Source organism: Arthrobacter sp. TJ-217, assembly GCF_058269255.1.
In genome coordinates this window covers 507,387-531,355 of the sequence record NZ_JBZCNJ010000001.1, presented here as the reverse complement: position 1 = coordinate 531,355, position 23,969 = coordinate 507,387, and the positions used below count along the sequence as shown (strand labels likewise).

General features: G+C 67.7%; 23 protein-coding genes. 5 read left to right on the top strand and 18 right to left on the bottom strand.

Going from position 1 to position 23,969, the window contains the following annotated elements:
* The first annotated feature begins 41 nt into the window (after positions 1-41).
* Positions 42-2,663 carry an ATP-dependent chaperone ClpB gene (gene clpB / locus AC4D2R_RS02665; protein ID WP_490937201.1) on the top strand — a complete coding sequence of 874 codons (2,622 nt, stop codon included), beginning with the start codon at positions 42-44 and terminating at the stop codon, positions 2,661-2,663.
* A 40-nt stretch (positions 2,664-2,703) separates the two neighbouring features.
* Here the strand turns inward: clpB and AC4D2R_RS02660 are convergent, their stop codons facing one another.
* On the bottom strand, positions 2,704-4,140 hold the full coding sequence (locus AC4D2R_RS02660) for a hypothetical protein (RefSeq protein WP_490937199.1): 1,437 nt from the start codon (positions 4,138-4,140) through the stop codon (positions 2,704-2,706).
* A 292-nt stretch (positions 4,141-4,432) separates the two neighbouring features.
* Here AC4D2R_RS02660 and AC4D2R_RS02655 point away from each other — a divergent pair, with 292 nt between their 5' ends.
* The gene (locus tag AC4D2R_RS02655) at positions 4,433-4,669 is read left to right on the top strand and encodes a DUF3073 domain-containing protein (protein ID WP_490900681.1); all 237 of its coding nucleotides are present in this window, start codon (positions 4,433-4,435) and stop codon (positions 4,667-4,669) included.
* 208 nt (positions 4,670-4,877) lie between these two features.
* Here the strand turns inward: AC4D2R_RS02655 and purM are convergent, their stop codons facing one another.
* The 12 genes from purM to AC4D2R_RS02595 form a co-directional block, all read right to left on the bottom strand.
* On the bottom strand, positions 4,878-5,990 hold the full coding sequence (gene purM, locus AC4D2R_RS02650; RefSeq protein ID WP_490937197.1) for a phosphoribosylformylglycinamidine cyclo-ligase: 1,113 nt from the start codon (positions 5,988-5,990) through the stop codon (positions 4,878-4,880).
* The gene (purF, locus tag AC4D2R_RS02645; protein WP_490900683.1) at positions 5,987-7,546 is read right to left on the bottom strand and encodes an amidophosphoribosyltransferase; all 1,560 of its coding nucleotides are present in this window, start codon (positions 7,544-7,546) and stop codon (positions 5,987-5,989) included. The genes purM and purF overlap by 4 nt, the downstream gene beginning before the upstream one ends.
* A 78-nt stretch (positions 7,547-7,624) precedes the next feature.
* Entirely contained in the window at positions 7,625-7,933 is a 309-nt protein-coding gene (locus AC4D2R_RS02640; protein WP_490900685.1) for a hypothetical protein, read from the bottom strand.
* Between the two features lie 9 nt (positions 7,934-7,942).
* Positions 7,943-8,914: a universal stress protein gene (locus AC4D2R_RS02635; RefSeq protein WP_490937195.1), complete on the bottom strand. Its 972-nt coding sequence runs from the start codon at positions 8,912-8,914 to the stop codon at positions 7,943-7,945.
* A gap of 151 nt (positions 8,915-9,065) precedes the next feature.
* The gene (locus AC4D2R_RS02630; protein WP_490937360.1) at positions 9,066-10,496 is read right to left on the bottom strand and encodes a DUF2079 domain-containing protein; all 1,431 of its coding nucleotides are present in this window, start codon (positions 10,494-10,496) and stop codon (positions 9,066-9,068) included.
* A gap of 2 nt (positions 10,497-10,498) precedes the next feature.
* Positions 10,499-10,897 (bottom strand): sterol carrier family protein, encoded by a 399-nt coding sequence (locus AC4D2R_RS02625; protein WP_490937193.1) that lies wholly within the window; start codon positions 10,895-10,897, stop codon positions 10,499-10,501.
* Between the two features lie 93 nt (positions 10,898-10,990).
* Complete coding sequence (locus AC4D2R_RS02620; protein ID WP_490900690.1) at positions 10,991-11,995, bottom strand: asparaginase; 1,005 nt, start codon at positions 11,993-11,995, stop codon at positions 10,991-10,993.
* 52 nt (positions 11,996-12,047) lie between these two features.
* Positions 12,048-13,697 carry a molybdopterin-dependent oxidoreductase gene (locus AC4D2R_RS02615; protein WP_490937191.1) on the bottom strand — a complete coding sequence of 550 codons (1,650 nt, stop codon included), beginning with the start codon at positions 13,695-13,697 and terminating at the stop codon, positions 12,048-12,050.
* Positions 13,698-13,776: 79 nt separating this feature from the next.
* Positions 13,777-15,054 carry an MFS transporter gene (locus AC4D2R_RS02610; protein WP_490937189.1) on the bottom strand — a complete coding sequence of 426 codons (1,278 nt, stop codon included), beginning with the start codon at positions 15,052-15,054 and terminating at the stop codon, positions 13,777-13,779.
* A complete protein-coding gene (locus AC4D2R_RS02605; RefSeq protein ID WP_490937187.1) occupies positions 15,051-15,617 on the bottom strand; it encodes a TetR/AcrR family transcriptional regulator in 567 nt (188 codons plus the stop codon). Before AC4D2R_RS02605 ends, AC4D2R_RS02610 begins: the two co-directional genes overlap by 4 nt.
* Positions 15,614-16,204, bottom strand: coding sequence for a sugar O-acetyltransferase (locus AC4D2R_RS02600; protein WP_490937185.1), 591 nt, complete (start codon positions 16,202-16,204; stop codon positions 15,614-15,616). The genes AC4D2R_RS02605 and AC4D2R_RS02600 overlap by 4 nt, the downstream gene beginning before the upstream one ends.
* A gap of 198 nt (positions 16,205-16,402) precedes the next feature.
* Positions 16,403-16,705: a hypothetical protein gene (locus AC4D2R_RS02595; RefSeq protein WP_490937183.1), complete on the bottom strand. Its 303-nt coding sequence runs from the start codon at positions 16,703-16,705 to the stop codon at positions 16,403-16,405.
* 298 nt (positions 16,706-17,003) lie between these two features.
* Here AC4D2R_RS02595 and AC4D2R_RS02590 point away from each other — a divergent pair, with 298 nt between their 5' ends.
* Both AC4D2R_RS02590 and AC4D2R_RS02585 read left to right on the top strand, forming a co-directional pair.
* Complete coding sequence (locus AC4D2R_RS02590) at positions 17,004-17,471, top strand: carboxymuconolactone decarboxylase family protein (RefSeq protein ID WP_490937182.1); 468 nt, start codon at positions 17,004-17,006, stop codon at positions 17,469-17,471.
* Between the two features lie 31 nt (positions 17,472-17,502).
* Positions 17,503-17,772 (top strand): zinc-binding dehydrogenase, encoded by a 270-nt coding sequence (locus AC4D2R_RS02585; protein WP_490937358.1) that lies wholly within the window; start codon positions 17,503-17,505, stop codon positions 17,770-17,772.
* A 78-nt stretch (positions 17,773-17,850) separates the two neighbouring features.
* Here the strand turns inward: AC4D2R_RS02585 and aztD are convergent, their stop codons facing one another.
* The 4 genes from aztD to aztB are packed head-to-tail and all read right to left on the bottom strand — an operon-like array spanning position 17,851 to position 22,166.
* On the bottom strand, positions 17,851-19,104 hold the full coding sequence (gene aztD / locus AC4D2R_RS02580; protein ID WP_490937181.1) for a zinc metallochaperone AztD: 1,254 nt from the start codon (positions 19,102-19,104) through the stop codon (positions 17,851-17,853).
* A gap of 22 nt (positions 19,105-19,126) precedes the next feature.
* The gene (gene aztC / locus AC4D2R_RS02575) at positions 19,127-20,035 is read right to left on the bottom strand and encodes a zinc ABC transporter substrate-binding protein AztC (protein WP_490937179.1); all 909 of its coding nucleotides are present in this window, start codon (positions 20,033-20,035) and stop codon (positions 19,127-19,129) included.
* Positions 20,036-20,038: 3 nt separating this feature from the next.
* The gene (locus tag AC4D2R_RS02570) at positions 20,039-21,286 is read right to left on the bottom strand and encodes an ABC transporter (protein WP_490937177.1); all 1,248 of its coding nucleotides are present in this window, start codon (positions 21,284-21,286) and stop codon (positions 20,039-20,041) included.
* Positions 21,273-22,166 carry a zinc ABC transporter permease AztB gene (gene aztB / locus AC4D2R_RS02565; RefSeq protein ID WP_490937175.1) on the bottom strand — a complete coding sequence of 298 codons (894 nt, stop codon included), beginning with the start codon at positions 22,164-22,166 and terminating at the stop codon, positions 21,273-21,275. Before aztB ends, AC4D2R_RS02570 begins: the two co-directional genes overlap by 14 nt.
* 55 nt (positions 22,167-22,221) lie before the next feature.
* On the opposite strand from aztB, the gene aztA reads away from it, so the two are divergent.
* Positions 22,222-22,902 carry a zinc ABC transporter ATP-binding protein AztA gene (gene aztA / locus AC4D2R_RS02560; RefSeq protein ID WP_490937173.1) on the top strand — a complete coding sequence of 227 codons (681 nt, stop codon included), beginning with the start codon at positions 22,222-22,224 and terminating at the stop codon, positions 22,900-22,902.
* A 172-nt stretch (positions 22,903-23,074) separates the two neighbouring features.
* On the opposite strand, the gene AC4D2R_RS02555 is transcribed toward aztA, so the two are convergent.
* Positions 23,075-23,950, bottom strand: coding sequence for a helix-turn-helix domain-containing protein (locus AC4D2R_RS02555; RefSeq protein ID WP_490937171.1), 876 nt, complete (start codon positions 23,948-23,950; stop codon positions 23,075-23,077).
* Between the last annotated feature and the right edge of the window lie 19 nt (positions 23,951-23,969).

Genomic DNA, 23,969 nt, shown 5'->3' with positions numbered 1-23,969 from the left:
ATGAGTGCCGCGGTGACGCGCCTGAAGAAAAGGATGTGCCAATGGACGCCAAATTCACCACCAAGAGCCAAGAGGCCCTCTCGGCAGCGGCGATGAACGCCTCCACGGCGGGCAACGCCCAGGTTGAACCTGCCCACTTCCTCAAAGCCCTGATGGACCAGCGTGAGGGCATCGCCGTCGCGCTGCTCAAGGCCGCGGGCGCCTCGCCCGACGACATCAGCGTCCAGGCGAGCTCGGCGATCCGTGCGCTGCCGTCGTCCTCGGGGACATCCGTTGCGCAGGCGCAGTTCTCCCGCGGCGCCCTCCAGGTCATTACTGCCGCCCAGCAGGAGGCGGAGGCGCTGGGGGACCAGTTTGTCTCAACCGAACATTTGCTGCTCGGGCTGGCATCCGACGCCGGAGCCGCCGGCAGGATCCTGCGGGGGGCCGGGATTTCCCGCGACGCCCTCGCCGCCGCGCTGCCCAACGTGCGCGGGGACCGGAAGGTCACCTCAATGGACCCCGAGAACACGTTCCAGGCCCTCGAGAAGTTCGGCGTCGACCTCACCGAAATCGCACGCCAGGGCAAGCTGGACCCGGTGATCGGGCGCGACGCGGAAATCCGCAGGGTGGTGCAGGTCCTTTCGCGGCGCACCAAGAACAACCCTGTGCTGATCGGTGAGCCCGGCGTCGGCAAGACCGCCGTCGTGGAAGGCCTCGCCCAGCGGATCGTCGCCGGGGACGTGCCCGAGTCGCTGCGCGGGAAGTCGCTGATCAGCCTCGACCTCGGCTCCATGGTCGCGGGCGCGAAGTACCGCGGCGAATTCGAGGAGCGGCTCAAGGCGGTCCTCGAGGAGATCCGCTCCTCCAACGGGCAGGTCGTCACCTTCATCGACGAGCTCCACACCGTGGTGGGCGCCGGTGCCTCGGAAGGGTCGATGGACGCCGGGAACATGCTCAAGCCCATGCTCGCCCGCGGTGAGCTGCGCATGATCGGGGCGACCACCCTGGATGAGTACCGCGAGAACGTCGAGAAGGATCCGGCGCTTGAGCGCAGGTTCCAGCAGGTCTACGTGGGCGAGCCGTCCGTCGAAGACACGATCGGCATCCTCCGCGGGCTCAAGGAGCGCTACGAGGGACACCACAAGGTTTCAATCGCCGACTCGGCGCTGGTGGCCGCGGCAACCCTCTCCAACCGCTACATCTCGGGCAGGCAGCTGCCCGACAAGGCCATCGACCTTGTTGATGAAGCCGCGTCCCGGCTGCGCATGGAGATCGATTCCGCCCCGGTGGAGATCGATGAGCTGCGCCGCGCCATCGATCGGATGCGCATGGAGGAGCTGGCCCTGGAGCGGGAAACCGACGAGGCCTCCCATGAACGCCTCGAGGACCTGCGGGCCGCGATGGCGGACAAGCAGGAGGAGCTGACGGCGCTCAACGCCCGGTGGGAGGCCGAGAAGGCGGGCCTGAACCGGGTGGGCGACCTCAAGGCCTCGCTCGACGAGCTGCGCTCGCAGGCCGACAAGGCCCAGCGGGAGGGCGACCTGGAGAGGGCATCGCGCATCCTGTACGGGGAGATCCCGCAGGTGCAGCGCGAACTCGATGAGGCGCAGGCCGCCGAACAGGAATCGGCGGGGGACGCCCCGGAGCTGATGGTCGCCGAAGAGGTGACGGCGAACGACATCGCCGAGGTCATCTCCGCATGGACCGGCATCCCGGCCGGCCGCATGCTCCAGGGCGAGAGCCAGAAGCTCCTGCACATGGAGGAGGTTATCGGCTCCCGGCTCATCGGACAGGCCAAGGCCGTCGCCTCGGTCTCGGACGCGGTGCGCCGTGCCCGCGCCGGGGTGTCCGACCCGAACCGGCCCACCGGCTCCTTCCTGTTCCTCGGTCCCACCGGTGTCGGCAAGACCGAGCTTGCCAAGGCGCTGGCGGACTTCCTGTTCGACGACGAACGCTCGATGGTGCGCATCGACATGTCCGAGTACTCCGAGAAGCATTCGGTGGCCCGGCTCGTCGGAGCGCCTCCGGGCTACGTGGGCTACGAGGAGGGCGGCCAGCTCACCGAGGCGGTGCGCCGGCGCCCGTACAGCGTGGTGCTGCTTGACGAGGTGGAGAAGGCGCACCCCGAGGTCTTCGACATCCTCCTGCAGGTGCTCGACGACGGCAGGCTCACCGACGGCCAGGGGCGCACCGTGGATTTCCGCAACGTGATCCTCGTGCTCACCTCGAACATCGGCTCGCAGTTCCTCGTGGATCCGGCCCTTGATGACGCCCAGCGCCGCGAAGCAGTCATGCGGACGGTCAACGCGAGCTTCCGCCCCGAGTTCCTCAACCGTCTCGACGACGTCATCATGTTCGACGCGCTGAGCCTCGATGAGCTGTCCAAGATCGTTGACCTTCAGGTCTCGGCTCTCGCAAAGCGACTCCAGGACCGCAGGCTCACGCTCAAGGTGACGCCGGCGGCGAGCGAATGGCTCGCGCTGACCGGTTTTGATCCCGCCTATGGTGCCCGTCCGCTGCGCCGCTTGGTGCAGCGCCAGATCGGCGACCGGCTTGCACGCGAACTGCTCGCGGGTGGGATCATCGACGGCGACACGGTCCTTGTGGACCGGGCCGACGGCGCGGAGTCCCTTGACGGCGGAGACAACGACGGACTCAGCCTGCACCGGCTCGCCGCCTAGGCGGCCGGCCGTCAGTTCGGGAGGTGCCGGTCGGGAAGCGTCAGTTAAGCAGGCTCCGGCTGAGGGTGGCCGCCTCGGACACCGCGAAGCAGTCGACGCGGCGGTCATCGTCAGCCCAGGAGCCCTCCGTGGGAGTGACGTGGAGGAGGGTGATCTCTCCGGCCGCCGCTGCGGCGCCCTCGTTGATGTCGGCGGCGTCGCACGCGGCCTTCGCGCGGGCGCCGAGCTGGTCGCGCCCGGGGAAGTCGGCGTCGTCCGGATAGAACTCGGAGGCGAGCAGCTGGGCGTGGTGCGGCGTCGTGCAGGTCACGATTGTCACGTTCTGGTCGGCGCCGGAGAAATCGAGGAGGCACTGCCCCGGTTCCACGCTGGTTGTGGAGACGTCCTCGGCGATGATCCCGTCTGCACCGGCCGTTGTCGGTATCACGGCAGCCGAAGCGTCGGGCCCGGACAGCCGTGCCACGAGCGCCACAACTGCCCATACCAAAAGTGCGATCAGCACCAGCGCTGCCGCGAGGATCAGCACCACCGGCCGCTTGCCTGAGCTCTTGCGGTTCCGGGGGCGGATCGGATGCGCGCCCGCGGCCACCGGGCCGGCCGAAGGACCCTCACCGTCCGGGATCCACGGCGTCCGTGCCGGAGGTGTGGAGTCCGCGGGTGCGGAGTCGGCAGGTGCGGAGTCGGCAGGTGCGGAAGCTGCGGAGTCGGCAGGTGCGGCAGCTGCGGCAGGGGCGCCGGCAGTGTGCGGGGCGCCGCCGCCCTGATTCTCGCTCGCGCCGACCGCGGCAGGGTCGGTTCCTGCGCCAAGACCGGGCCCGGCAGGCCAGACGGTGACCGGGACCTCCGCGGCACCCGCTGCGACCGGGGATGCAGCACCGGCTGCGGCCAGGCCGGAGTCCGCACCCTCGGAGTCGTCCGTTCCCGCCGCCGTCACCGGGGTGTCAGCGGCCGGGCGCGGGGTTTCACCGGAGTCGCCGGATCCGGGGACGGCTTCCATGCTCCCGGGCGCACGCGTGACGTGAACGGCCTCGGACGCACCGGTGCCGTCCGCAGTATCGGACGCGCCTGTGCCGCCTGTTGAATCGGAAGAATTCGTGTCGTCCGCTGGATCCGGCGTTTCCGTGTCACCGGCGGCACCCCCTGCGGGAGCGGTTCCGGACGGTGCGGCCTCGACGACCGGCGCTTCGGCCGGAAGGGGGCCGGCCACGAGGGTTCCTGCCTCCTCGGCCTCCTTCGCTACTGCACGGGCTTCGGCGGCAGCGGCCTCCAGGGACGCAGCCTCGGCCGTCTCCTCGCTGATCCGGGCCGGTTCAAGGGAAGGCTCGGTCAGTGCGAGTTCCTCGGGGGAGACCGTCAGCTCCGGCTCGAGCGCTTCCTGCGACACCGCGGCATCGGAGAGAACCACGTCATCGGGGTTCACGAGCTCCGGCTCTGGGGTTTCCTCCGGGCCCGGCACCGCGTTCTCCTTGTCACTCATCGAACGGTTGTCTCCTCGACAGTCTTGGCGCCTGGGTGCCGGCCATATTGCATTTCGGCCTTGACTCTATCCAAATTCCCGGCGCTGAGGGGCTATTCCGCGCCTAACCCGCCGCGCCAACAGGGAATTGCCCAATCTCAAGTCATGCTGATCACAAGCGGACGCTTACGCACCACAAAGCATGTAACCTATAGTTACGATAAATTGACCAAATACTCCGGGGCCTCGCTGCAGCCTTGGGCCTCGTGCCCCAGTGACCACCTCCGGATCGACGCACAAAGGGGGTCACGCCATGGGGCGCGGCCGTCAAAAGGCAAAAGCTACAAAGCAGGCCCGGGACATGAAGTACTTCAGCCCGGCGACTGACTACACGGCACTGCAGCGCGAGCTCACAGGCCCAGGCAGTCGTGCCTCGAACCGGCGTACCGAACCTCTTGAACCGGCCGAGCCGGATTATTCGGAGTATGCGGACAAGTACGCCGATGAGTTCGACGACGACGGAGAAGACGGCTCCCGCCGCACCGGCTGACCAGCCGGTTTGTGCGAGCACCCCATAGACGCTCGCGGTTCTGAATTTCTTCCTTCGCTCCGGTGGATTGCTCCAACCGGTTCGTTCGTTGCTGAGGCGATGCACCCTGTGCATCGCCTCAGCTCGTTAATCCCTCGGTGTTGACCCACCCGACATCCGCCGGTCAGCCCGTCCCCTGCCTGCAGCCGGGGACGGGCCGACGGCCGTGTCAGGCGTAGCCGCCGAGCAGCTGCACCGCTCCGCCGTCGACGCCCTTGGCGCCCTGGACGTAGTCGGGTCCTGAGCCTTCGCCGCGTCCGGCACCGACGGTGCCCATTGCCCAGGCGGGGACTCCGCGGTCGGCGAGGCGGGCCAGAGCGGCGTCCGCCCCTTCCGCTCCGACAATCGCGACCATTCCCACGCCGAGGTTCAGCGTGCGCTCGAGGTCGGGAAGCGGGACGCTGCCGAGTTCGGAGATGAGCTTGAAGACGGGCGGAAGTTCCCAGGTGGAGCGGTCGACCGTTGCCTCGAGGCCGTGCGGGAGCACACGGGCCAGGTTCGCGGCAAGCCCGCCGCCGGTCACATGGCTGAAGCCGTGCACTGCGGCCGGAAGATGGCGTGCCAGGTCGAGGCAGTCGGCCGCGTAGATCCGGGTCGGTTCGAGCAGTTCTTCGCCGAGGGTCCTGCCCAGTTCCGATACCTGGCGGTCGAGGGCCCATCCGGCCTGGTTGATGACCCGGCGCACCAGCGAGTACCCGTTTGAGTGGAGGCCGGAGGAGGCCATGGCGATCACCACATCGCCGTCCCTGACCCGGGCCGGGCCCAGCAGGGCGTCCGCCTCGACGACGCCCGTTGCCGCGCCCGCGACGTCGTACTCGTGTTCCCCAAGCAGCCCGGGGTGTTCGGCGGTTTCCCCGCCGACGAGCGCGGTGCCGGCAACGGAGCAGGCAGCGGCGATTCCGCGCACGATGTCGGCGATCCGCTCCGGCACCACCTTCCCGCAGGCGATGTAGTCGGTCATGTAGAGCGGTTCGGCGCCCACCACCACGATGTCGTCGACGACCATTCCAACGAGGTCGTAACCGATGGTGTCGTGGATGTCCATCGCCTGGGCGATGGCCACCTTGGTTCCCACGCCGTCGGTGGAGGTGGCGAGCAGCGGCTTGCGGTAGGTGAGCAGGCGCGACACGTCATAAAGTCCCGCGAACCCGCCGACCCCGCCAAGCACCTCGGTGCCGTGGGTGGCCTTCACGGCGTCCTTCATCAGTTCGACGGCGCGGTCGCCCGCTTCGACGTCAACGCCGGCGCTTGCATAGGTGATGGGATTGGGGGAGGCGCTCATACCCGTTCTTTCTTGTCTTCTTCGGTCAGTACAGCTTCGAGTTCACTGCCCGGTCCCGGGTCGCAGCCGTCTGCGCCGGTCTTGTCGGACGGGTTCACGCGCTCGAGGAGGTTCTTGCCGAGGCGGTCCGATCCGGGGAGCTGGATCGGATACTGCCCGGTGAAGCACGCGGTGCAGAGGCGTTCGCGCGGCTGGCGTGTCGCGTCGATCATCCCGTCCTCGGAGATGTAGGCCAGGCTGTCGGCGCCGATCGACTTGCTGATCTCGTCGACCGCGGCCCCGTTGGCGATCAGCTCGGCGCGCGAGGCGAAATCGATCCCATAGAAGCACGGCCAGCGCACAGGCGGCGAGGAGATCTTGACGTGCACCTCGGCGGCGCCGGCTTCACGCAGCATCCGCACCACGGCGCGCTGCGTGTTGCCACGCACGATCGAGTCGTCGACGACGATGATGCGTTTGCCGCGGATGACCGATTCGAGGGCGTTCAGCTTCAGCTTGATGCCCAGCTGCCGGAGGGTCTGGCTCGGCTGGATGAACGTGCGTCCCACATAGGCGTTCTTCACGAAGCCGTGGGCGAAGGGAATCCCGGACTCCTCGGCAAACCCGACCGCCGCCGGCGTGCCCGATTCAGGGACGGGAATGACGATGTCTGCCTGCGCCGAGTTTTCCCTGGCCAGCTGCCGGCCCATCTCCACGCGGGACTCGTACACCGAGCGCCCGGCGATCGCGGCGTCGGGCCGGGCCAGGTACACGTATTCGAAGACGCAGCCGGCCGGTGAGGGCATGCCGAAACGGCGGGAGCGCACGCCGTCCTCGTCGATGGCGATGAACTCGCCCGGTTCGATCTCCCGAATGAAACTCGCACCGACTGTGGCGAGGGCGGCCTGTTCGGAGGCGACAACCCAGCCGCGTTCGAGCCTGCCAAGGACCAGCGGGCGCACGCCGTAGGTGTCCCGTGCGGCATAGAGGGTGCCTTCGTCCATGAACACGAAGCAGAAAGCGCCCTGGATGCTCGGCAGCAGCTCCATCGCTGTCTCTTCGAGGGATGAGCCTTCTTCCCCGGCCAGCAGGGCTGTAACGAGGGCCGTGTCGGTGGTGTTGCCCTGGGCAATCTCGCCGGAGCGCGGCTTTCCGTGGCGCTCAAGGACCATCTCGTAAAGTTCGGCCGAGTTGGTGAGGTTGCCGTTGTGTGCCAGCGCCACGGTGCCCATGGCGGTGGCGCCGAGGGTGGGCTGCGCGTTGGCCCACTGTGATGCGCCGGTCGTCGAGTAACGGCAGTGGCCGACGGCCATGTGGCCGGTGAGCGTGTTCAGGGTGGTTTCGTCGAAGACCTGGGAAACGAGGCCCATGTCCTTGTAGACGTTGATCCGCGATCCGTCGCTCGTGGCGATGCCGGCTGACTCCTGGCCGCGGTGCTGCAGGGCGTAAAGGCCGTAGTAGGTGAGCTTGGCTACCTCCTCGCCCGGTGCCCAAACTCCGAAAACGCCGCAGGCGTCCTGGGGGCCTTTTTCGTGGGGGAGAAGATCGTGGGTAAGTTTTCCATCACCGCGCACCATTGCATCATTCTCTCACGAGCGGCAGCGGGTCCCTGCACTGCGACGGCGGGGAGGAGCCGGATGACCCGGCGGAGACTGCTAGGCCTCGTCGTCGTACGTCCGCTCCACCTGGGCACGCTGGGCACGGCGGACGCTGCGCCGGTCGAGGAGGAGAACCACGAGCGCTCCGAGCATCAGGCCGGGGATGGTGAAGACAACCGTGAAAAAGCCGAGGGCCGACTCCCGGGTGAGCGTTGGGTCGCCCGGTCCGGTATACGCGACGATCAGTGCCGCGAGAAATCCCAGCACCGCGCCGAGCCCCATGAAGGGGGCGAACCGCGGCGCCCGGCGGATGGTGACCTCCCGGCGCTCGGGGGTGCTTGGGGATACCGGCTGTTCAGGGCTCATGGTCCAAGGCTACCGGCCTTCGGCGCGGCGGTAGGCGCCGCGCCGCGATCGCGCGCGCTGGCTGATTCGTGCGCCGAGCCCCTGCACCTCGGCGTTCCCGGGTTGCTGCCGCTGCTGCGGGTTCCTCCAGACGAAGGTTGCGCAGGGCAGCCAGAGCAGTGCCTTGTGGCTCACCGAGCCGAGGTACCGGTTGTGGGGGACCCCGCGCCCGCGGCTGCCAAGCACAAGCAGCTGCGCCTTGTCCGCCGCGGCGAGGAGCGCCTCGGCGGGGAAGCGGTGGGTGTCGAGGTGTTTACTGATCACGAGGTCCGGGTAACGCTCTCCGAGCCCGGCGACAGACTCGGAGAGGACAACCTCTTCGGCTTCCTCCATCCGCCGCAGGAAGGTCTCGTTGGGGATGAAGCTGTAGACCCAGTTGTCCGGCGGGGTGAACGAATAGACGACGTGCAGTTCCTCGCCGAGCCGGTCGGCTTCGCGCGCGGCAATGGCGACAGCCTCGAGGGAGTGGTCGGAGCCGTCAACACCAACCACCACGCCGGACCTGCGGACGAGGTCGGCTGTGGGGATCACCGCGACCGAGCACAGGCTGCGCGTTGCGACCTGGAGGCTTGTTGTTCCGGGGACGAGGCCGCCGAGCACGCCGGGCCGGTGCCCGCCGACCACGATCAGCTCAACCTGTGCCGAAACCGCACCCATCACCGATGTCACTGACCCCATTTCCACCTGCGTGCTCACCTGCACCGACGGCGTGAACTCCCGAACGTGTTCTGCCGCCTTCTGGAGCATTGTCCGGGCATGCGTGGTGAGGTTCTCGTAGAAGGCGTACTCGGGCATTGCCCAGGTGTCGTCGAGGGCGTGGAGGAGGACCAGGGGGCGGCGCAGCTGCTGGGCCCGCGTCGCTGCCCAGTCGAGGGCTGAACGGTGCGACTGGCCCTCATCGATTCCAACGACTATCGCATTCTTCGGAAGGGGTTGAACCATCGTGATCACCGCGCCTTTCGTCCGGTGCCCGGCAAACCGGGCTCCAGCGACATTGTCCGCAAGGCGGTTCCCCCGGGTTAGAGGCTTAAGACCTCTGCCCCCCTGCGGTGCAGGGGCACGAGCGCCGACGCCGGATTCGCCGGACCGGACGTCAGCCGGTTCTGTGCACCAACTGGTAGCCCTGATCCGCGAACACGAGCGCGTACGAGGTGCCCGGATAGACCTGCTCCGCATGCTGCACGGCGTCGGCGGGACGGGACGGGCCCCAGCTCCAGTCCTCGGCGTCAACCACGAGGTAATCGGGCGCTGGGTTCTCGGAACCGATCCAGTACACCTCGGCGCGCGGGGCGAGGTAGGCCATCAGCCCAACGCCGGTTTCGACCGAGGCACCCTCCGGCACCGACTCAATGACACGGTTGGCCGCCTCCCAGCGCGGCGAGCGCTGGTAGGTTTCAGGGCGCACAAGGGAGGCGAACTCCTGGCTGGGAAGCAGGGCAACAGCCACGACCGCCGTCGCCGGCACGACGGCGGCCGCCACGGTGCGCAGCCAGGCGCGGCGGCTGCGCCGTGTGGCTGCGGCGGCATCGACGAGGGCGAGGAAGAGCACGGGCATCAGCACGGCGCTGTAATGCCAGTCGGGCCCCCAGTACCACTCCTCCTTCGACGCGAAGCGCCAGAGCATGGTCGGAAGCAGCACAAGCGCCAGCGGGGAGCGCAGGAACAGGAAGCCGCCGGAGAGAAGGAGCAGGAACACCGTTTCCTGTTTTTCGGCGCCGGAGACGAGGGTCACCGCGGCCTGCCAGGGGTCGGCGAGCATCCCGGCCACGTCGATCCGGCCGGCGTAATCGTAGGTGCCTCCGGTGTTGAGGGCGGGCAGGATGACAGCCACCGAGAGGATCAGCCACGCGGCGCCCCACGCTGCGAGCCACAGGCCTGCGGCGTGGCGGAACCGCAGGGCGATGACGAGGCCGAGCGCCATGACTGTCAGGCCCAGGTCCTCCTTGACGAAGACCAGCATCGCGGCCCAGCCGACGGCCGCAGGCAGACGGCGGTCGATTACCGCTTCGAGGCTCAGCGCGAGCAGTGGAACGGCGAAGGCAATCTCATGGAACTGGGCGAAGACCGCCGACTGCAGTCCCCACGACAGCCCGTAGGCCAGGCCCACCCAGACCGCCGCGGCCCGGCCCAGATGGCGGGCGGCGGTGCGTGCGACAACGAAGACCGACACGCCGAACAGCAGGTCCTGGACAACCAAGAGTGTAAAGGCCGACGGAAAGAGGAAGTAGACCGGGCCCAGCAGCACCAGCAGGGGGTGGAAGTGATCACCGAGCAGGTTGAAGTTCTGGCCCTTGATGGGAACGATCGGGGCGTCGAAGCCGGCATAGGCCTTGGCGAGCTGCGTGAAGATGCCAAGGTCCCACGACGGCGATTCGAGGCGGTTCCATTGGGCGGCCGAGAAGACCAGGTACACGGCCGTGACCGCCGCCGCAACGGCGACGGCGGTCAGGGGCCGGCGGCGCACCGCGTTCCGCACCGACCGCATCAGCGGCCTGGCTCCTGCCAGTGTCCGGGTGCGGCGCATGCTCACGCGCCGCCGAGTGAAGGCCCGGCCTGCGCTTGGGGCCGGGCGGAGAAGAGCGGCAGCCACATGCTGAGGTCGGCCCGCTGGCCCGAAGCCGCGACCCTGCCCGCAGCGACGGCCTCCGTCCAGGCGAGGGCGCCGGTCGCGAGCTGGAGCCAGGTTTCGGCGTCGGTCTCCACCACGTTGGGCGGGGTGCCGCGCGTGTGCCGCGGGCCTTCAACGCACTGGGTGACGCCGAAGGGAGGCACCCGCACTTCGACGCTGTTCCCGGGCGCGCGTTCGGCCAGTTCTTCGAGGCAGAAGCGCACGGCGGTGGCCTTCTGCGTCCTGCCGGTGCTGCCGCTGGACACCGCATGCAGGGCGGCAGTACCGTCTGCAGTGCTGATGCGCCGCCTTGCCATGCCTGGTCCTTTCACGGCCGAGGTTCTCACCCTGCGGGTCCAATCCGGCGGGAGCTTCAGCCCCGCCGGGCGTCGATGGGCAGTGCTTGTTTCCTAGTCGAGCAGCGCGGTCACAGGTGCCGCGAGGCGGAGCCTTCCAACCGGGCGGCCGCCGCCCAGCACCGGAGGAACCACCCGCTCGAGGACTTCACCGACCTTCGCCGCATCCAGCGCACCCGCGGCCGCAAAAAGGGTGAGTCCCACGAGCGTTGCCGCGCGCAGGTTCCCGTCAAGGATCTTCAATGCGAGCGAGGCGCCCGTCGGGGCACCCAGGACCAGCACCCCCTCCGCACCGCTTTTGGCGATGATGTTCAGCTCCTCCATCACCACCGAGTTGTCGAAGCCGCGCCCGTGGACGGCCCAGGGGTAGTCGAGCATCGCGGTGGCGACCGTCGCTGCCCGGGCGTCGGCGTTCTTGTCGGAGGGTGCCTTGGCGATCCGGCCGATGCCCCGTGCCAGGCCGGTCAGGGACACTGCGGCAAGCGGGGCGCCGCATCCGTCGACTCCCCAGTGCGCCGGGGTCTCTCCGGTGTACTCCTCGATGACCTCGGCGATGCTCTGCTGCAGCGGGTGGCCGGGGTCGAGGTAGGTTCCGTGGTCCCAGTTGTTCTCGGTGCATGCCCAGAGGAATCCCGCATGCTTGCCGGAGCAGTTGAACGCGATGCGCTGCTTCCCGCTGCCCGAGACGACCAGCCGGGTGCGCGCTTCCTCGTCCTGGGGCCAGTCCTCGGGGCACTGGAGATCGTCCTCGGTGACCCCGGCGGCGTTGAGCATCGTCTTCACCACCGCGGTGTGTTCGCTGCTGCCGACATGGCTTGCGGCGGCCAGCGCCACCTGCGGACCGCGCAGCGGCACGCCTGCCTTCATCGTGGCAAGCGCCTGGAACGGCTTGAGCGTGGACCGCGCGAAGATGGGGGCATCGATGTCGCCCAGGGCCGTGACCACGGACCCGTCGGCGGCAAGCACCACCGCGGAACCGATGTGCCGGGACTCGATGAATCCGTTCCGCTCGAGCACGGCCAGATCCACGGCGTCGGTGGAGGTGAAGGTTGAAGGCATGAAACCAGTATTGCCTATGACCCGGGTCGGTCCGGGGCACGGTGAGACTGTTTCACTGCGCCGTGAACTGCACCGACTGCCAGCCCGAAGCGCCGTTGGGCACAGTCTCGGCACGCTCCTTGGTCTGGACACCGTTTTCCGCGTCGGTCGCCCTCACCCGGATGGTGTGCAGCCCGGCGTCAACTGAAATCTCGTGGTGCCACTGGCGCCAGGTATCCACCGACGCCTCCGCGGCGAGCGTCACTTCCTCCCAGGCCCCTTCATCAAGTGAGACTTCAACGCGGGTGATGCCACGGGTCTGCGCCCAGGCCGTGCCGCCGATCATCACCGTTCCGGAGGCGACCTGTCCAAAGGACCGCGGCACCTCGACCCGCGCCATTGTCTTGATCGGCCCCTTCTCGGACCAGCCGCGGTCCGTCCAGTACGCCGTCTGGTCGGCGAAGCGTGTCACTTCGAGATCCACGACCCACTTCGTCGCCGAGACGTATCCGTAGAGTCCGGGCACGACCATGCGCACCGGGTACCCGTGTTCGAGGGGGAGAGGCTCCCCGTTCATGGCCACGGCGAGCAGCGCGTCGCGTCCGTCCTGGAGCACCGGCAGGGGCGTTGATGCGCTGAAGCCGTCGGAACTGGTCGAGAGCACCATGTCGGCCCCCTTCAGCGGCCGGGCCCGATTCAACAGTTCCCGCACCGGATACCCAAGCCACTTGGCGTTGCCCACCAGATTTCCGCCCACGGGGTTCGACACGCAGGTCAGCGTGATGTGCCGCTCGACAAGGTCGGCGGCAAGGAGGTCCGCGAACGTCACCGTCAACTCCTCCTCCACCATTCCGTGAACGCGAAGCTCCCACTGCTCAACGTCCAGTTGCGGCACGCTCAGGGCAGTGTCGATCCGGTAGAAGTCGCTGTTGGGCGTGAGCCAAGGAGTCACGCCGTCGACGGGGGCCTGCAGCCCGGCCGGCAGCGCCGGTGCCGTGCTCGCAGGGGCGGGAAGCGAAAGGTTCCGCCGCGCGGCGTCAACGGTATTGCGGATGCCCCCAAGGGCCCGCCCGCCGCCGGCAGCAACAGCTGCGACGACGGCCGTGATGCCGGCCGCCGTAATGAAGGACCGTCGGCTTGCCGGCGCGACGGGGGTGCTGCCGGCCGGTTCTCCAGCGATCGGGACCGCGGGGTCAGGTCCGGCGCCGGACCGGCGGGCATGTACCGGAGTGACCGCGCTCCGGGAGGCCTGTGCCGGGTGGGCAGGGAAGGCGCGGTGGAGCCTGATCGTCAGCAGCCGGAGGGCGATGAGTCCCGCCGCGGTGCCCACAACGGACGGCACCGCGTCGAGGACCGAGGCGCCGGCGCGGGTGAGGACGCTTGCCACAATGACCGTGCCCATCAGTACAACTCCGGCGGCACCGTAGGTCCACCGCCGGTAGGCCACCACTCCCAGAGCGGCGGCAAGACCCGCGATCGTGACTCCCATGCCGACGAACAGGGCCGCCTTGTCGTTTGTGCCGAACGTGGCGATGGCGAAATCCTTGAGCCACGGCGGCGTGAAATCGATGAAGGTGGAACCAAGGGCGATGACGGGCGTGGCCCGCGCCGTGAAAAATGCGCCGACGAGCTCCGCCGCACCCAGAACCAGCCCCGCCGCCAGGATGCCGGCAAGTGCTGCAAGGAGGAGTTCGCCGCGTCGCGAACCGGAGGGAGGGTTCATGGCATCTATTCGGAGGGAACGGCCGTCGGTATGGGTCTCAGGGCCGACGCCGGGCGTTCAGCCAGGCACGGGCCCCGACCTAGACGTCAGGAACTGTGCGCAATGGGGGCGGGCCGGGAAGTCTGCGCTGATTCAACACGGGGGAGAATGCGAGAACCAGGAGGCCGGCGGCCGGGACGACGATCAGGCCATAGCGGACGTTCGAGAGGTCCGCTATCGCTCCGATCAGGGGAGCCGAGATCAGGAAGCCGAGGCGCAGCAGCCAACTGACGATCGTGAGACCGCTTCCCGGTTTGAGCCCGGGCAGATTGTCTGCGGCGTGCATCGCGGCGGGGATGAGCGTGGCAACGCCGAGACCGGCGCAGCCGAAGCCGATAATGGTGCCTGGAAGGCTCGGCAGTGCAAGGGCGGTGCCCATGCCAAGGAATACCAGTGCCCCGCCGGCCTGAGCCACGGTCCTTTCGCCGAACCGGTCGACCATCCGGTCCCCGAAGATCCGCCCAACGAACTGCATGCCCTGCAGTGCGATGAACCCAACTCCGGCAAGGAAGGCTGTCGCCCCATGGGACCCGGCGAGGTACACCGCCGACCAGGAACTGCCCGCGTCCTCCACCAGGGCGGCTGACGCTGCGATCAAAACCAGGGCGGCGAGAGCCCCGTGTCTGACCCGGCGTCCGGTGCCGGGTGACACCACCGAATCGGCTTTGTTGTCTCCGGTGGTTTCCCCCGGGGTCTGCGTGGTTTCCGTGGGTTCCGGGCCGGGGAGAAAGTACCTGTAGCAACCAAGGGCAATGGCAGTGAATACAACCCCGGTTGCGGCAAGGTGAATACCGACCGGGATGTTGAGTCCCGCTGCTGCAGCACCGGTTGCTCCGCCCAGGACGGCTCCCACACACCACACCGCGTGGAGGGAGTTGATGATCGAGCGCTTATAGAGTTTCTGGACGCGCAGGCCATGCGAGTTCTGCGCGACGTCCGTGATGGAATCCATTCCTCCGGCAAGGAACAGCAGAGCGGCCAGGAGGACGCCCGTCGGTGCGACGCCGGCCAGGAAGAGGCCCAGTGCGGTCAGCAGGGTTGCCACAACGGCCAGCCTGGAGGAGCGGAACCGCCGGATCAGTACACCGGCCGCAATGCCCATCAACAGCGCGCCCAACGGGTACGCGGCGACTGCCAGCCCGAACGCGGTGTTGCTCAACTCAAGGTCCGTTTTGATCTGGGGATACCGGGGCACGAGGTTCGCGAAGACCGCACCGTTGGTGAAGAACAGGACGGCAACCGCTACCCGGGCACGGGAAAGCTGGACGGGGGGCCCGCCGTGGGCGGCCTGTGCGGTGGTCTCAAGCTGGCGCGTCATGAAGGGGTCACTATTCTCGTTACGGCGTCGCGGACGATCGCATCGGACATGGGATTGAGGGCGAGGGTGCGGTGGATGACCAGACCCTCAATGAGCGCGTCGAGCATGACGGTGGTCGGAGCATCGAAATGATGGGCCAGGGCCTCCCGGCTGCGTGCCATCCACGCGTCCGTGACCTCGCGCAGCGCCGGATTGCGTGCGGCGAGGGAGTACAACTCATAGGTCAGCAGCACATTGCGCCGTGAACCGAGCAGTTCGCCGGTGATCAGGTGGACGACGGCTTCGCGGGCCGTTTCCGGCCCGTCCGCTGATCCCAGGGCCTCTTCGAACCCGTCAGCGGTCATGTTGGCAAGCTTCGTAAATGCCGCTGTGAACAGCTCATCTATCCCGGTGAAGTGGTAGGTCATCGATCCCAGTGGGACATCGGCCGCGGCGGCGACTTTGCGGTGGGTCGTGCCTGCAACCCCGTGTTCGGAGATCACCTCAAGCGCCACGTCAATCAGGCGCTCGCGGCGATCGGGGTCGTGCCGCCGCGGCCGTGGGGAGCCTCGCCCGGCGGTCATAGGGTGCGGATGACCCGGGCAGGGTTCCCGACTGCAACAGCATTGGCGGGAACGTTTTTTGTCACGACAGACCCAGCTCCGATGACCGAGTTCTCGCCGACGGTGACACCAGGGAGGACGATTGCGCCGCCGCCGATCCAGACATTGTCACCGATAGTAATGGGCCGGGCGGCCTCCAGCTTGTTCTTCCGGGGGGCGGGCTCCACGGGATGGGTCGGAGTCAACAACTGAACGTTCGGGCCGATCTGGACGTCATTTCCCATGGTGATGACCGCAACATCCAATGCGGTGAGGTTGTAGTTGATGAAGGTGCGCGCCCCGATGTGCAGGTGGGAGCCGTAATCGACGAACAAGGGCGCCCTGATCTCGGTGTCCTCGCCGAGGCTTCCCAGCAGCTCCTCCAGGACGGTGGCCGCCGCGCTGCGGTCCGTGGGCCACAACGTTCCGTACCGGGATGCGAGCTCGATTGCACGCGTGCTCGCCTCGGCCAGTTCCTCATCATCGGCTATGTACAGGTCCCCGGCCAGCATCCGCTCACGCATCGACCGCTCGTCACCTTCGAAGTAGGCCGCTTTCACATCGTTCATATGTACAAGCGTACACAACTTGGCTGGGGATGGCACCAGGTCCGCGCCGGACCCGCAGGCGTTGCTCAGGGAAATTGAATGGAGTTGCTAAATGTCCTTGAGTGGCTGACCGCAGACTGGAACGTCTGCACAGCGGCCCTGCGAAGACGTGACGGGCCGCCGTGGCGATGATGCTGCGTCGCGTTGACCGTTCCCGCCCTATTCGCCGTCGGCGGTTGCATGGCCGTGGTCGAACGCGCCTGGCGGTTCGAGGGGCGGACCCGGTTCGGCGACGCCGGCGTAGGTCTGCCCTGATCCACCGGCGCGCAGCACGGCCGGATCGTCGTACCGCGGCCGGTCGCCCTCGTCCGCCCTGAAGAGCGATGCAATGGTGCCGGGCTCGACCGGCATCCCGGAAGCGGGATCCCCCGGAATGCATGAAGCGGGATCCTGCTCCAGTGACGGGTAGGCAACCACGTGGAGCCGAACAGGATCACTCGGTGCCGCATCGCTCGCTGTCATCTCGTCCTCCGGGTCAGGTATTACTCCTCAGGTCCCTGTTTGTCTGATCGTCCTCGCTCTCCGGCAGGTGTCAAGAGTTTCCGATTCCTCAACGGGCGTGGGCCGGGCCCGGATTTGCGGCGCCCGACCCCGGAGCGGGAGGCCCCCGGGCCCGTCGGGGATCACCGCGTGGTGACCGCGGTGGAACGATCGGTGCCATTTCGTCCCATTCCGTCGTCCAATCAGGTGCTTTGGGGCGATGGTGGAACCAGCGCAGGAACAAACGCTGGAACACCCAAGGATCGAAGGAACGACCACAATGACCATGAAGGACAACACCACGCGGACGAATGTCGGAGCGACGCACCCGGAGCTTTACGGGGCACTGGCGACTGTGGCGAAGCTGGCGGATAAGACCGCGCTCGCGGAGGGCCTGTCCCCGCTGCTGCTCGAGCTGGTCAGGCTCCGTGCTTCCCAGATCAACGGATGCGCGTTCTGCCTGCGAATCCACACGATGGACGCCCTGGCGAAGGGCGAGAGCCATGAGCGGCTGAGCGTGCTGCCGGCCTGGCGGGAGAGCGGTTACTTCGACGAGCAGGAGCGCTCAGCCCTGGCATTGACCGAGTACATCACGCTGATTGAGGACTCCCACCGCAATACGGGCCTGTACGAGTCCGCCGTCGCCCATCTGACTCCGGGCCAGGTGTCAGCTGTGACGTGGGTGACGATGGTCATCAACAGCTACAACCGCATCGCGATCAGCAGCGCATACCCCGTCGCCCCTTAGGCCGCCCGGAGCGGGTGCTGCCGCGCCCGACATCTGCCGCAGCCCCGGCGACGGGGCTCGGCTGATCACGCTGGGCGGGCCCGTCGACGAATCCGTGACCAAGGGGCGCAAGATCGAGGCGAAGTTCTTCATCATCACCCCGGATGGCAGGCAGCTGGAGACCATCGCGGGCCTGCTCGACTCGGGCGAACTGCGCTCCACCGTGGCAACGGTCTACCCGCTGGCCGAGGGACGCCGGGCCTACGACGAGGGTCCGCACCTTGGCAGGCCCGGAAGGACGGTCCTGGTCGTCAAGGAATGACCTCCGCTGCTGCCGCCGGGTCCCTTTTCGGACCCACCGTTAGCGCCGCCCATGGTGGCGCTAACGGTGGGCCGGCAGTCAGCCTTCGACCACGGTGATCTCGATGGGAACGCCGGGGAGCTCCGTCGAAGAGGTGATGGTTCCAGTTGAGAGGTCGACGGCGTGGACCCTCTTGGACGCGGGCTCGGTCACATAGGCCGTCCGATCGAGCACGGTCAGCGCGGGGTGGGGATCCTGCCATTCGGTTGGACCCTCCCACGCGTCGATGACCGGCAGGGAAGCGGTGATTTCACCGGACTCCTCATCGAGGGTGTGGAGGGAGCCGTCCGTGCCCAGGACGAGGATTTCGCCCCTGGGGCCGCGTGCGACGTCGCGCCACGTGTATCCGACGCCGTCGGGCAGTTCGATGACGTTCATTGTCTTCGCTGCCGTGTCGATGAGGGCGAGCTCGGTCAGGAGGTAGCCTTCGGCGTCGGGGTCGGAGTTGTAGTCCCCGACGGCGATCGGACTGGTGCCGGTGACGTAGGCGTTGCCCATGCGTCCGTATTCGTCGGGGGCCGCGATTTTCGTGATCTTGCCGGAGTCGTGGACGAGCACGCCGTTGCTGCACCCGAAGACGGTGACCTCGTTGGCCGCAGTGCCTTCGCCGTGGATGGATGGACACTCGTCGTTGCGGGCGACTTCGGTACGGTCGGCGTCGAGCACCCGGATTCCGGAACGGCTTTCCGAATCGCCCACCGTGGTGAGCAGCGTGCCGTCTTCGAGCACAATCGATACCCCGTGGTGGGCTTCTTCGGCTGGGACGATCTCCGTCTCGGGCAGGGTGTCCCCGGCGTTGAGCAGGTCGTTGGTGGTGAAGATGGTGGTTTCACCGGTGCCGTCCGCGAACAAGACGGTCTTGTCGCCGTGTTGCACCACGTGGCCCGCCTTGTCGGCGTTGAACACGAGATCGGTCAGTGCGGGTTCGCCCTGGTGTGATCCGGAGCCGTCCGTCCAGGTGCCGGTGTCGAGCACCTGGAAGCCTTTCGATGTCGTGACCAGGGCATGACGGCCGTCCCCTGCCGGGTTGAGCCGGGTGAACCCTTCGACCGGCAGGCTGCCCCGAAACGCAAGGAAGGCTCCGTCGAGGATGGCGATCCCGCCGTCGTATGTGAGCGCGAGACGGGGCGCCGGCGAGGAGGCAGCTGCCGGCGACGTATTGGCCGAATCTGCTGCGCCCGTCTCCTGACCGGCCGTGGATCCGCAGGCGGAGATCAGCAGGGCGGAGGAGGTGACGGCCGCGGCCAGAACAATACGCCGCGAACGGGTGTGGCGCGATTGGTCGGTCTTCATGGTTTCCTTCGGGTCGGGCCGCTCAGCGTGAGAGACCGGTGGAGATGCGCTCCGCGTTGGTGCGCATCATGGTGAGGTAGGAGTCGGCGCCCTCTCCGGGGCCCGTCAAGGATTCGGTGAACAGTTCAACGACGGCCACGTCGATGTCCGCGCCGTCCGCGAGGACCTGGACGAGCCGGTCGGGCTGGGACGACTCAGCGAAGATCGTGCCCACCTTTGCTTCCTCGATGGCGGAAATCAGTTCCCTGAGGTCGGATGCGCTCGGTGAGGCGAGCGTGGTGCCTCCCGGGATGACCGCGCCGATGATCCGGAAGTCATACCGGTGCGCCAGGTACCCGAAGACATGGTGGTTCGTCACGAGGTTCCGCCGCTGCGCCGGGACGGCCGCGAAGGAGGTCGCCATGTACTCGTCGAGCGCGCTCAATTCGGCCCGGTAGGCCCGGGCGGCCGGGCGGATCGAGGCGCTGTCGACGCCCTCGAGCGCCGTAACGCGCTGTTCAATCTCATCGACCACTTCGATCACGAGCGTCGGGTCGGTCCAGAAGTGGGGGTCGGCGGATGCTGCGCCGCCTTCGTTGAAGTCGAGGGCATCGATGACGTCGCCGGCCGCCAGCACGGGCACCCCGGCCGCCGACGCGCTGCCGATGTGTTTCTGCAGGCCTTCTTCCAACCCGAGGCCGTTCGCGACAATGAGGTCGGCGCCGCGCAGCATCGCTCCTTCCTGAGCGGAGATCTCGAAGGAGTGGGGGTCGGCGTTGAGCTGCATCAGCGTGTGGACCTCCACGTTGTCACCCACCACGTTTTCGACAACGTCACCAAGGATGTTCGTTGTGACAACGATGAGTGGCCGGTCGGGACCCGATGGGGAGCAGCCGGTTGCGGCCAGCATGGTGGTGGCTGCGAGCAGGGGTGGAAGCAGGCGGCGGAGCATCGTCTACCGTCCCGTCTCGGCGAGGAACCGGGGATTGGAGGTCACCTCGAAGGAGCGGGCGAGGCGTGCCTTGTCGGCGAAATCGATCTCGTGCAGTTGCCGTTCGGCCGGCGCATTGAGGTAGGCGCGGTGTTGGTCGACGATCAGCTCGACCCCTGCGGGCAGCTCGGAAGCGGAGAGGGTTTCGGGCAGGAGCGGCCCGGTCGCGGAGAGTGTGGCCCCGGTTTCGGCGGACAGCACGAGGACCCGCCCGTCGGCGGACAGGGCCACCACATGTCCGTCCCTGTCATCCACCGCCGAGACCTGCAGCAGCGGTACGTCCGTTTGAAGCAACTGCCAGGTGCGTTCGCGCGTATCGAGGAGCCATGCCCCTTCGGTTCCTGCGACGGCGGCGACTGTTGGCCGGCCTTCCCGTGCCCGGAAATCGGTGGCTCTTGCGGCGGTGGTCCCGGCGGGATACGGAATACGCTCGAAGGTGACCGAGGCCTCGCCGGCGGTGGCAAGGAGGGCGCCGTCGGCACAGCCGATCACCGCGCCTACCGGCGTCGTGATGGTGCCGCGCGCATCAGCACATTCGGCCTCTGAGCCGTCCAGCGGGGAACCGTCCACGTCGTAGGCCCGGACCCCGGCAGTCGTGCCGCCGGGTCCGGGTACCGTCGCCAGGGCGAATTTTGCGAGCGGCACAAGCATGCCCTCGTGCGGTTCACCGGCCAGCTCGGTTCGTTGACGCACTTCACCGTCGGCAAGACCCTCGTTGTCCAGCACCACTCCTCGTCCGGTAGCCGGGAAATAGACTCCCGTGCCGGAGGATCCGGGTGACACGACCGCTTCCCCTTCACCAGGGACTGTTCCCAGCGTCCGCGGCTCCGAGCTGTAGTAGTGGAAGTGATCCTCGTGGTCCCAGGTCCACACCCCACTGTCGACAACGGTCACTGTGCCTTTATCGGCGGAGGAGGCGAAGACATACCTGCCGTCGGTAGCGATCGAGCTGACGTCCCGCACGGACCCGGCGGCCTTCCACGATTCGGTGGCCAGTTCGAGCATGTCGACGGAGCCGGCCGGGTTGACCGTCAGGAGGTGAAGCTGGGGCTCCGCTTCCTCGCTCGCCCCAACCAGGGTGCCGTGCCCCTCGTTGGCGGATGATTCCGCCGGTGTAGCGGGTGCCGCACGGGGCGCGTCCGGGGCTGAACAGCCGTGTAAGGCAAGGGCCAGCAGGGATGCGGGGATGATGAGCTTGTTATGCGGTCGCACGGATGACTTCCTGGGTAGCGTGGCAGGAGGGGGAAGCTGCGTCTTCGACAACCGGACGACGCCGCAGCGGTTGTGCCAGGGCGTGGGCGATGTTGGAGAGCGCCGCCGAGGTGACCGCCGTGAGGGCGATCGAGGCACCGGCGGCGGTGCCGTAGTACCAGGAGATGAGCAGCCCGCACAGGACCGAGACGCCGCCCACCAGTGCTGCGAGCACCATCGTGGTCGGGATCCGGTGCGTCCAGGCGGACGCGGCGACGGCAGGGGCAAGCAGGAGCCCGATGACGAGCAGCGCGCCGACCGCCTGGTAGGAGGCAACAACCGCCAGGGTCACCAACCCCACCAGCAGCACCTGCGCGAGGCGGGGCCGGAGACCCATGACCTGAGCGACGCGCGGGTCGAAGACGAGCGCAACGAAGGAGCGGTGGAAGAGGACCGCGGTGAGCACTGTCACACCCAGTGCGCCGCCGAGCATCACGAGCTCGGTGCCGTTGATGGCCAGGATATCCCCGAAGAGGATGGCAGTGGCATCGGTGGCGAAGCTGCGCGAATGGGAGATGAGGATCACCCCGCCGGCGAGCATTCCGACGAAGAGGAGTCCAATGCTGGTGTCGTGGGACAGCCGGCCGCGGCGGGCGAGCAGGCTGACACCGACGCTCATCACCACAGCGCTGCCGGCCGCCCCGATGGCCACCGGGATGCCGGCCAGGGTTGCCGCGGCCACCCCGGGCAGCATTCCGTGGGCCATCGCTTCACCGAGGAAGGCCATTCCCCGGATCACGACCCAGGTCCCCACCACCGCGCAGATCACCGCGCACAGGATTCCGCCAGCAAGGGCACGGCCCATGAAATCAACGGCAAAGGGTTCGGTAAGGAGGGTCACGATCACCGACCCTAAACGAAAATGAGAATCATTCGCAACATGGTACGGTGACGGAATGCGCTTCCCTTTTCCCTCCGGATTTGCCTGCCGGCCGCAACATCCCTCGGCGGATCTTGTGCTTGATGACGTGTGGTTCGACCACGGCGGAGTGGATGTCCTGCGCGGTGTGTCCGCGAGGATCGGGAGCGGCACGATCACCGTTGTGGCCGGCCCGAACGGTTCGGGTAAGTCGACCCTGCTGGGTGTCCTTGCCGGGCTACTGCGCCCGCGGCACGGAAGGGTCCTGCTTTCACCGCGGCGCCGCACCGCCCTTGTGGTGCAGCGTAGTGAAGTGCCCGACAGGGTGCCCCTTACGGTGCGGGACGTCGTCACGTTGGGCCGTTGGGCACCCGCGGGACTGTGGCGGCCGCTGCGCGTGGACGACCGGCGGATCATCGACGAGTGCATCGGGCTGGTCGGCCTTGCCGGCTACGAGCATCGAGCGCTCCGGACCCTCTCCGGCGGGCAGCGGCAGCGCGCGTTCCTCGGCCAGGGCCTGGCTCAAAGAGCGGGCCTGATCCTTCTGGACGAGCCCACCACGGGGCTGGATGCGGAAGCGCAGGAACGGGTCGCCCGCATCCTGCGCAGCGAAAAGCGGCGCGGAACGACGGTCGTGTGCGTGTCCCACGACGGAGCCGCCCTTGAAGCGGCAGACCAGGTGATACGCCTGAACGGCGGCCGGGTCGTACCCGCGTAGACCACGCTGCAGGGCCTCTTACAGCTGTTCATCAACGGAACGCACCCCGTCTCCCGGAGGAGAACGTCACGACGAAAAAACGACCGGTTCGCTCCGTTCGGACGATGGCCTAGGAACTCGGGCTGACGCCGGGTCAGCTCGCACTGGCCCAGCTCCCGGTGGAGGATCCGGATCAGCGCTCGGGGACCGACGGCTGCCGCTCGGCGGCCCAGGACGCGAGCAGCCTCAGCCCCTCGGCCGAGCGCGACCCCGGTTCGGCGGTGTAGATCATGAAGACCAGGCCGGGCTCGGCCGTCAACACAAGTTCCTCGTAGGCGAGACTGAGTTCACCGACGATCGGATGGCGGAACCGTTTGGTTCCGGTGCCGTGTGTCCTGACGTCGTGGGCTCCCCAGAGGGTGCGGAAGGTCTCGCTGCGTGTGGAAAGTTCCCCAACGAGGTCCTGCATCGCGCGGTCGTGGGGGTCACGGCCGGCCTCGGCACGCATAATGGCCACACACATCGCAGCGAAGGCGTCCCAGTCGGGGTAGAAGGCCCGGGATGCGGGGTCGAGGAACTGGAACCGGGCCAGGTTCGGAGCCGGTCCTCCCTCGCCGATCAGGGGAGAGTAGAAGGCGCGGCCCAAGAGGTTCGTCGCGAGCAGATCCTGGTGCTGGTTGCGGACGAACGCGATGCCCTCGGTGACCGCGTCGAGAGCCCATTGAAGGCTGGGACGGGCCGGCGGCTGTTTCGTTGTGCGGCGTCGTGGCCGGCCAGCGGCGGGTACCCCGTCAGCGGCGCGCGCCAAGTCGAGAAGGTGCGCCCGTTCGGTTTCGTCGAGTTGCAGCGCGCGGGAGACCGCGTCGAGCACCGACGACGATGCGCCGGCGATCGCCCCGCGTTCCAGCTTCGAGTAGTACTCGACGCTCACACCCGCGAGGAGTGCAACTTCCGTGCGCCTGAGCCCCGGCACGCGCCGGTTTGGCCCGGGCAGCAGGCCGCTTGCCTCGGGTGTGACTTTGGCACGGCGCGACATGAGGAAGTCGCGGACCTCGGCTCGGTTATCCATGCTTCCTAGGGTAGGGCGG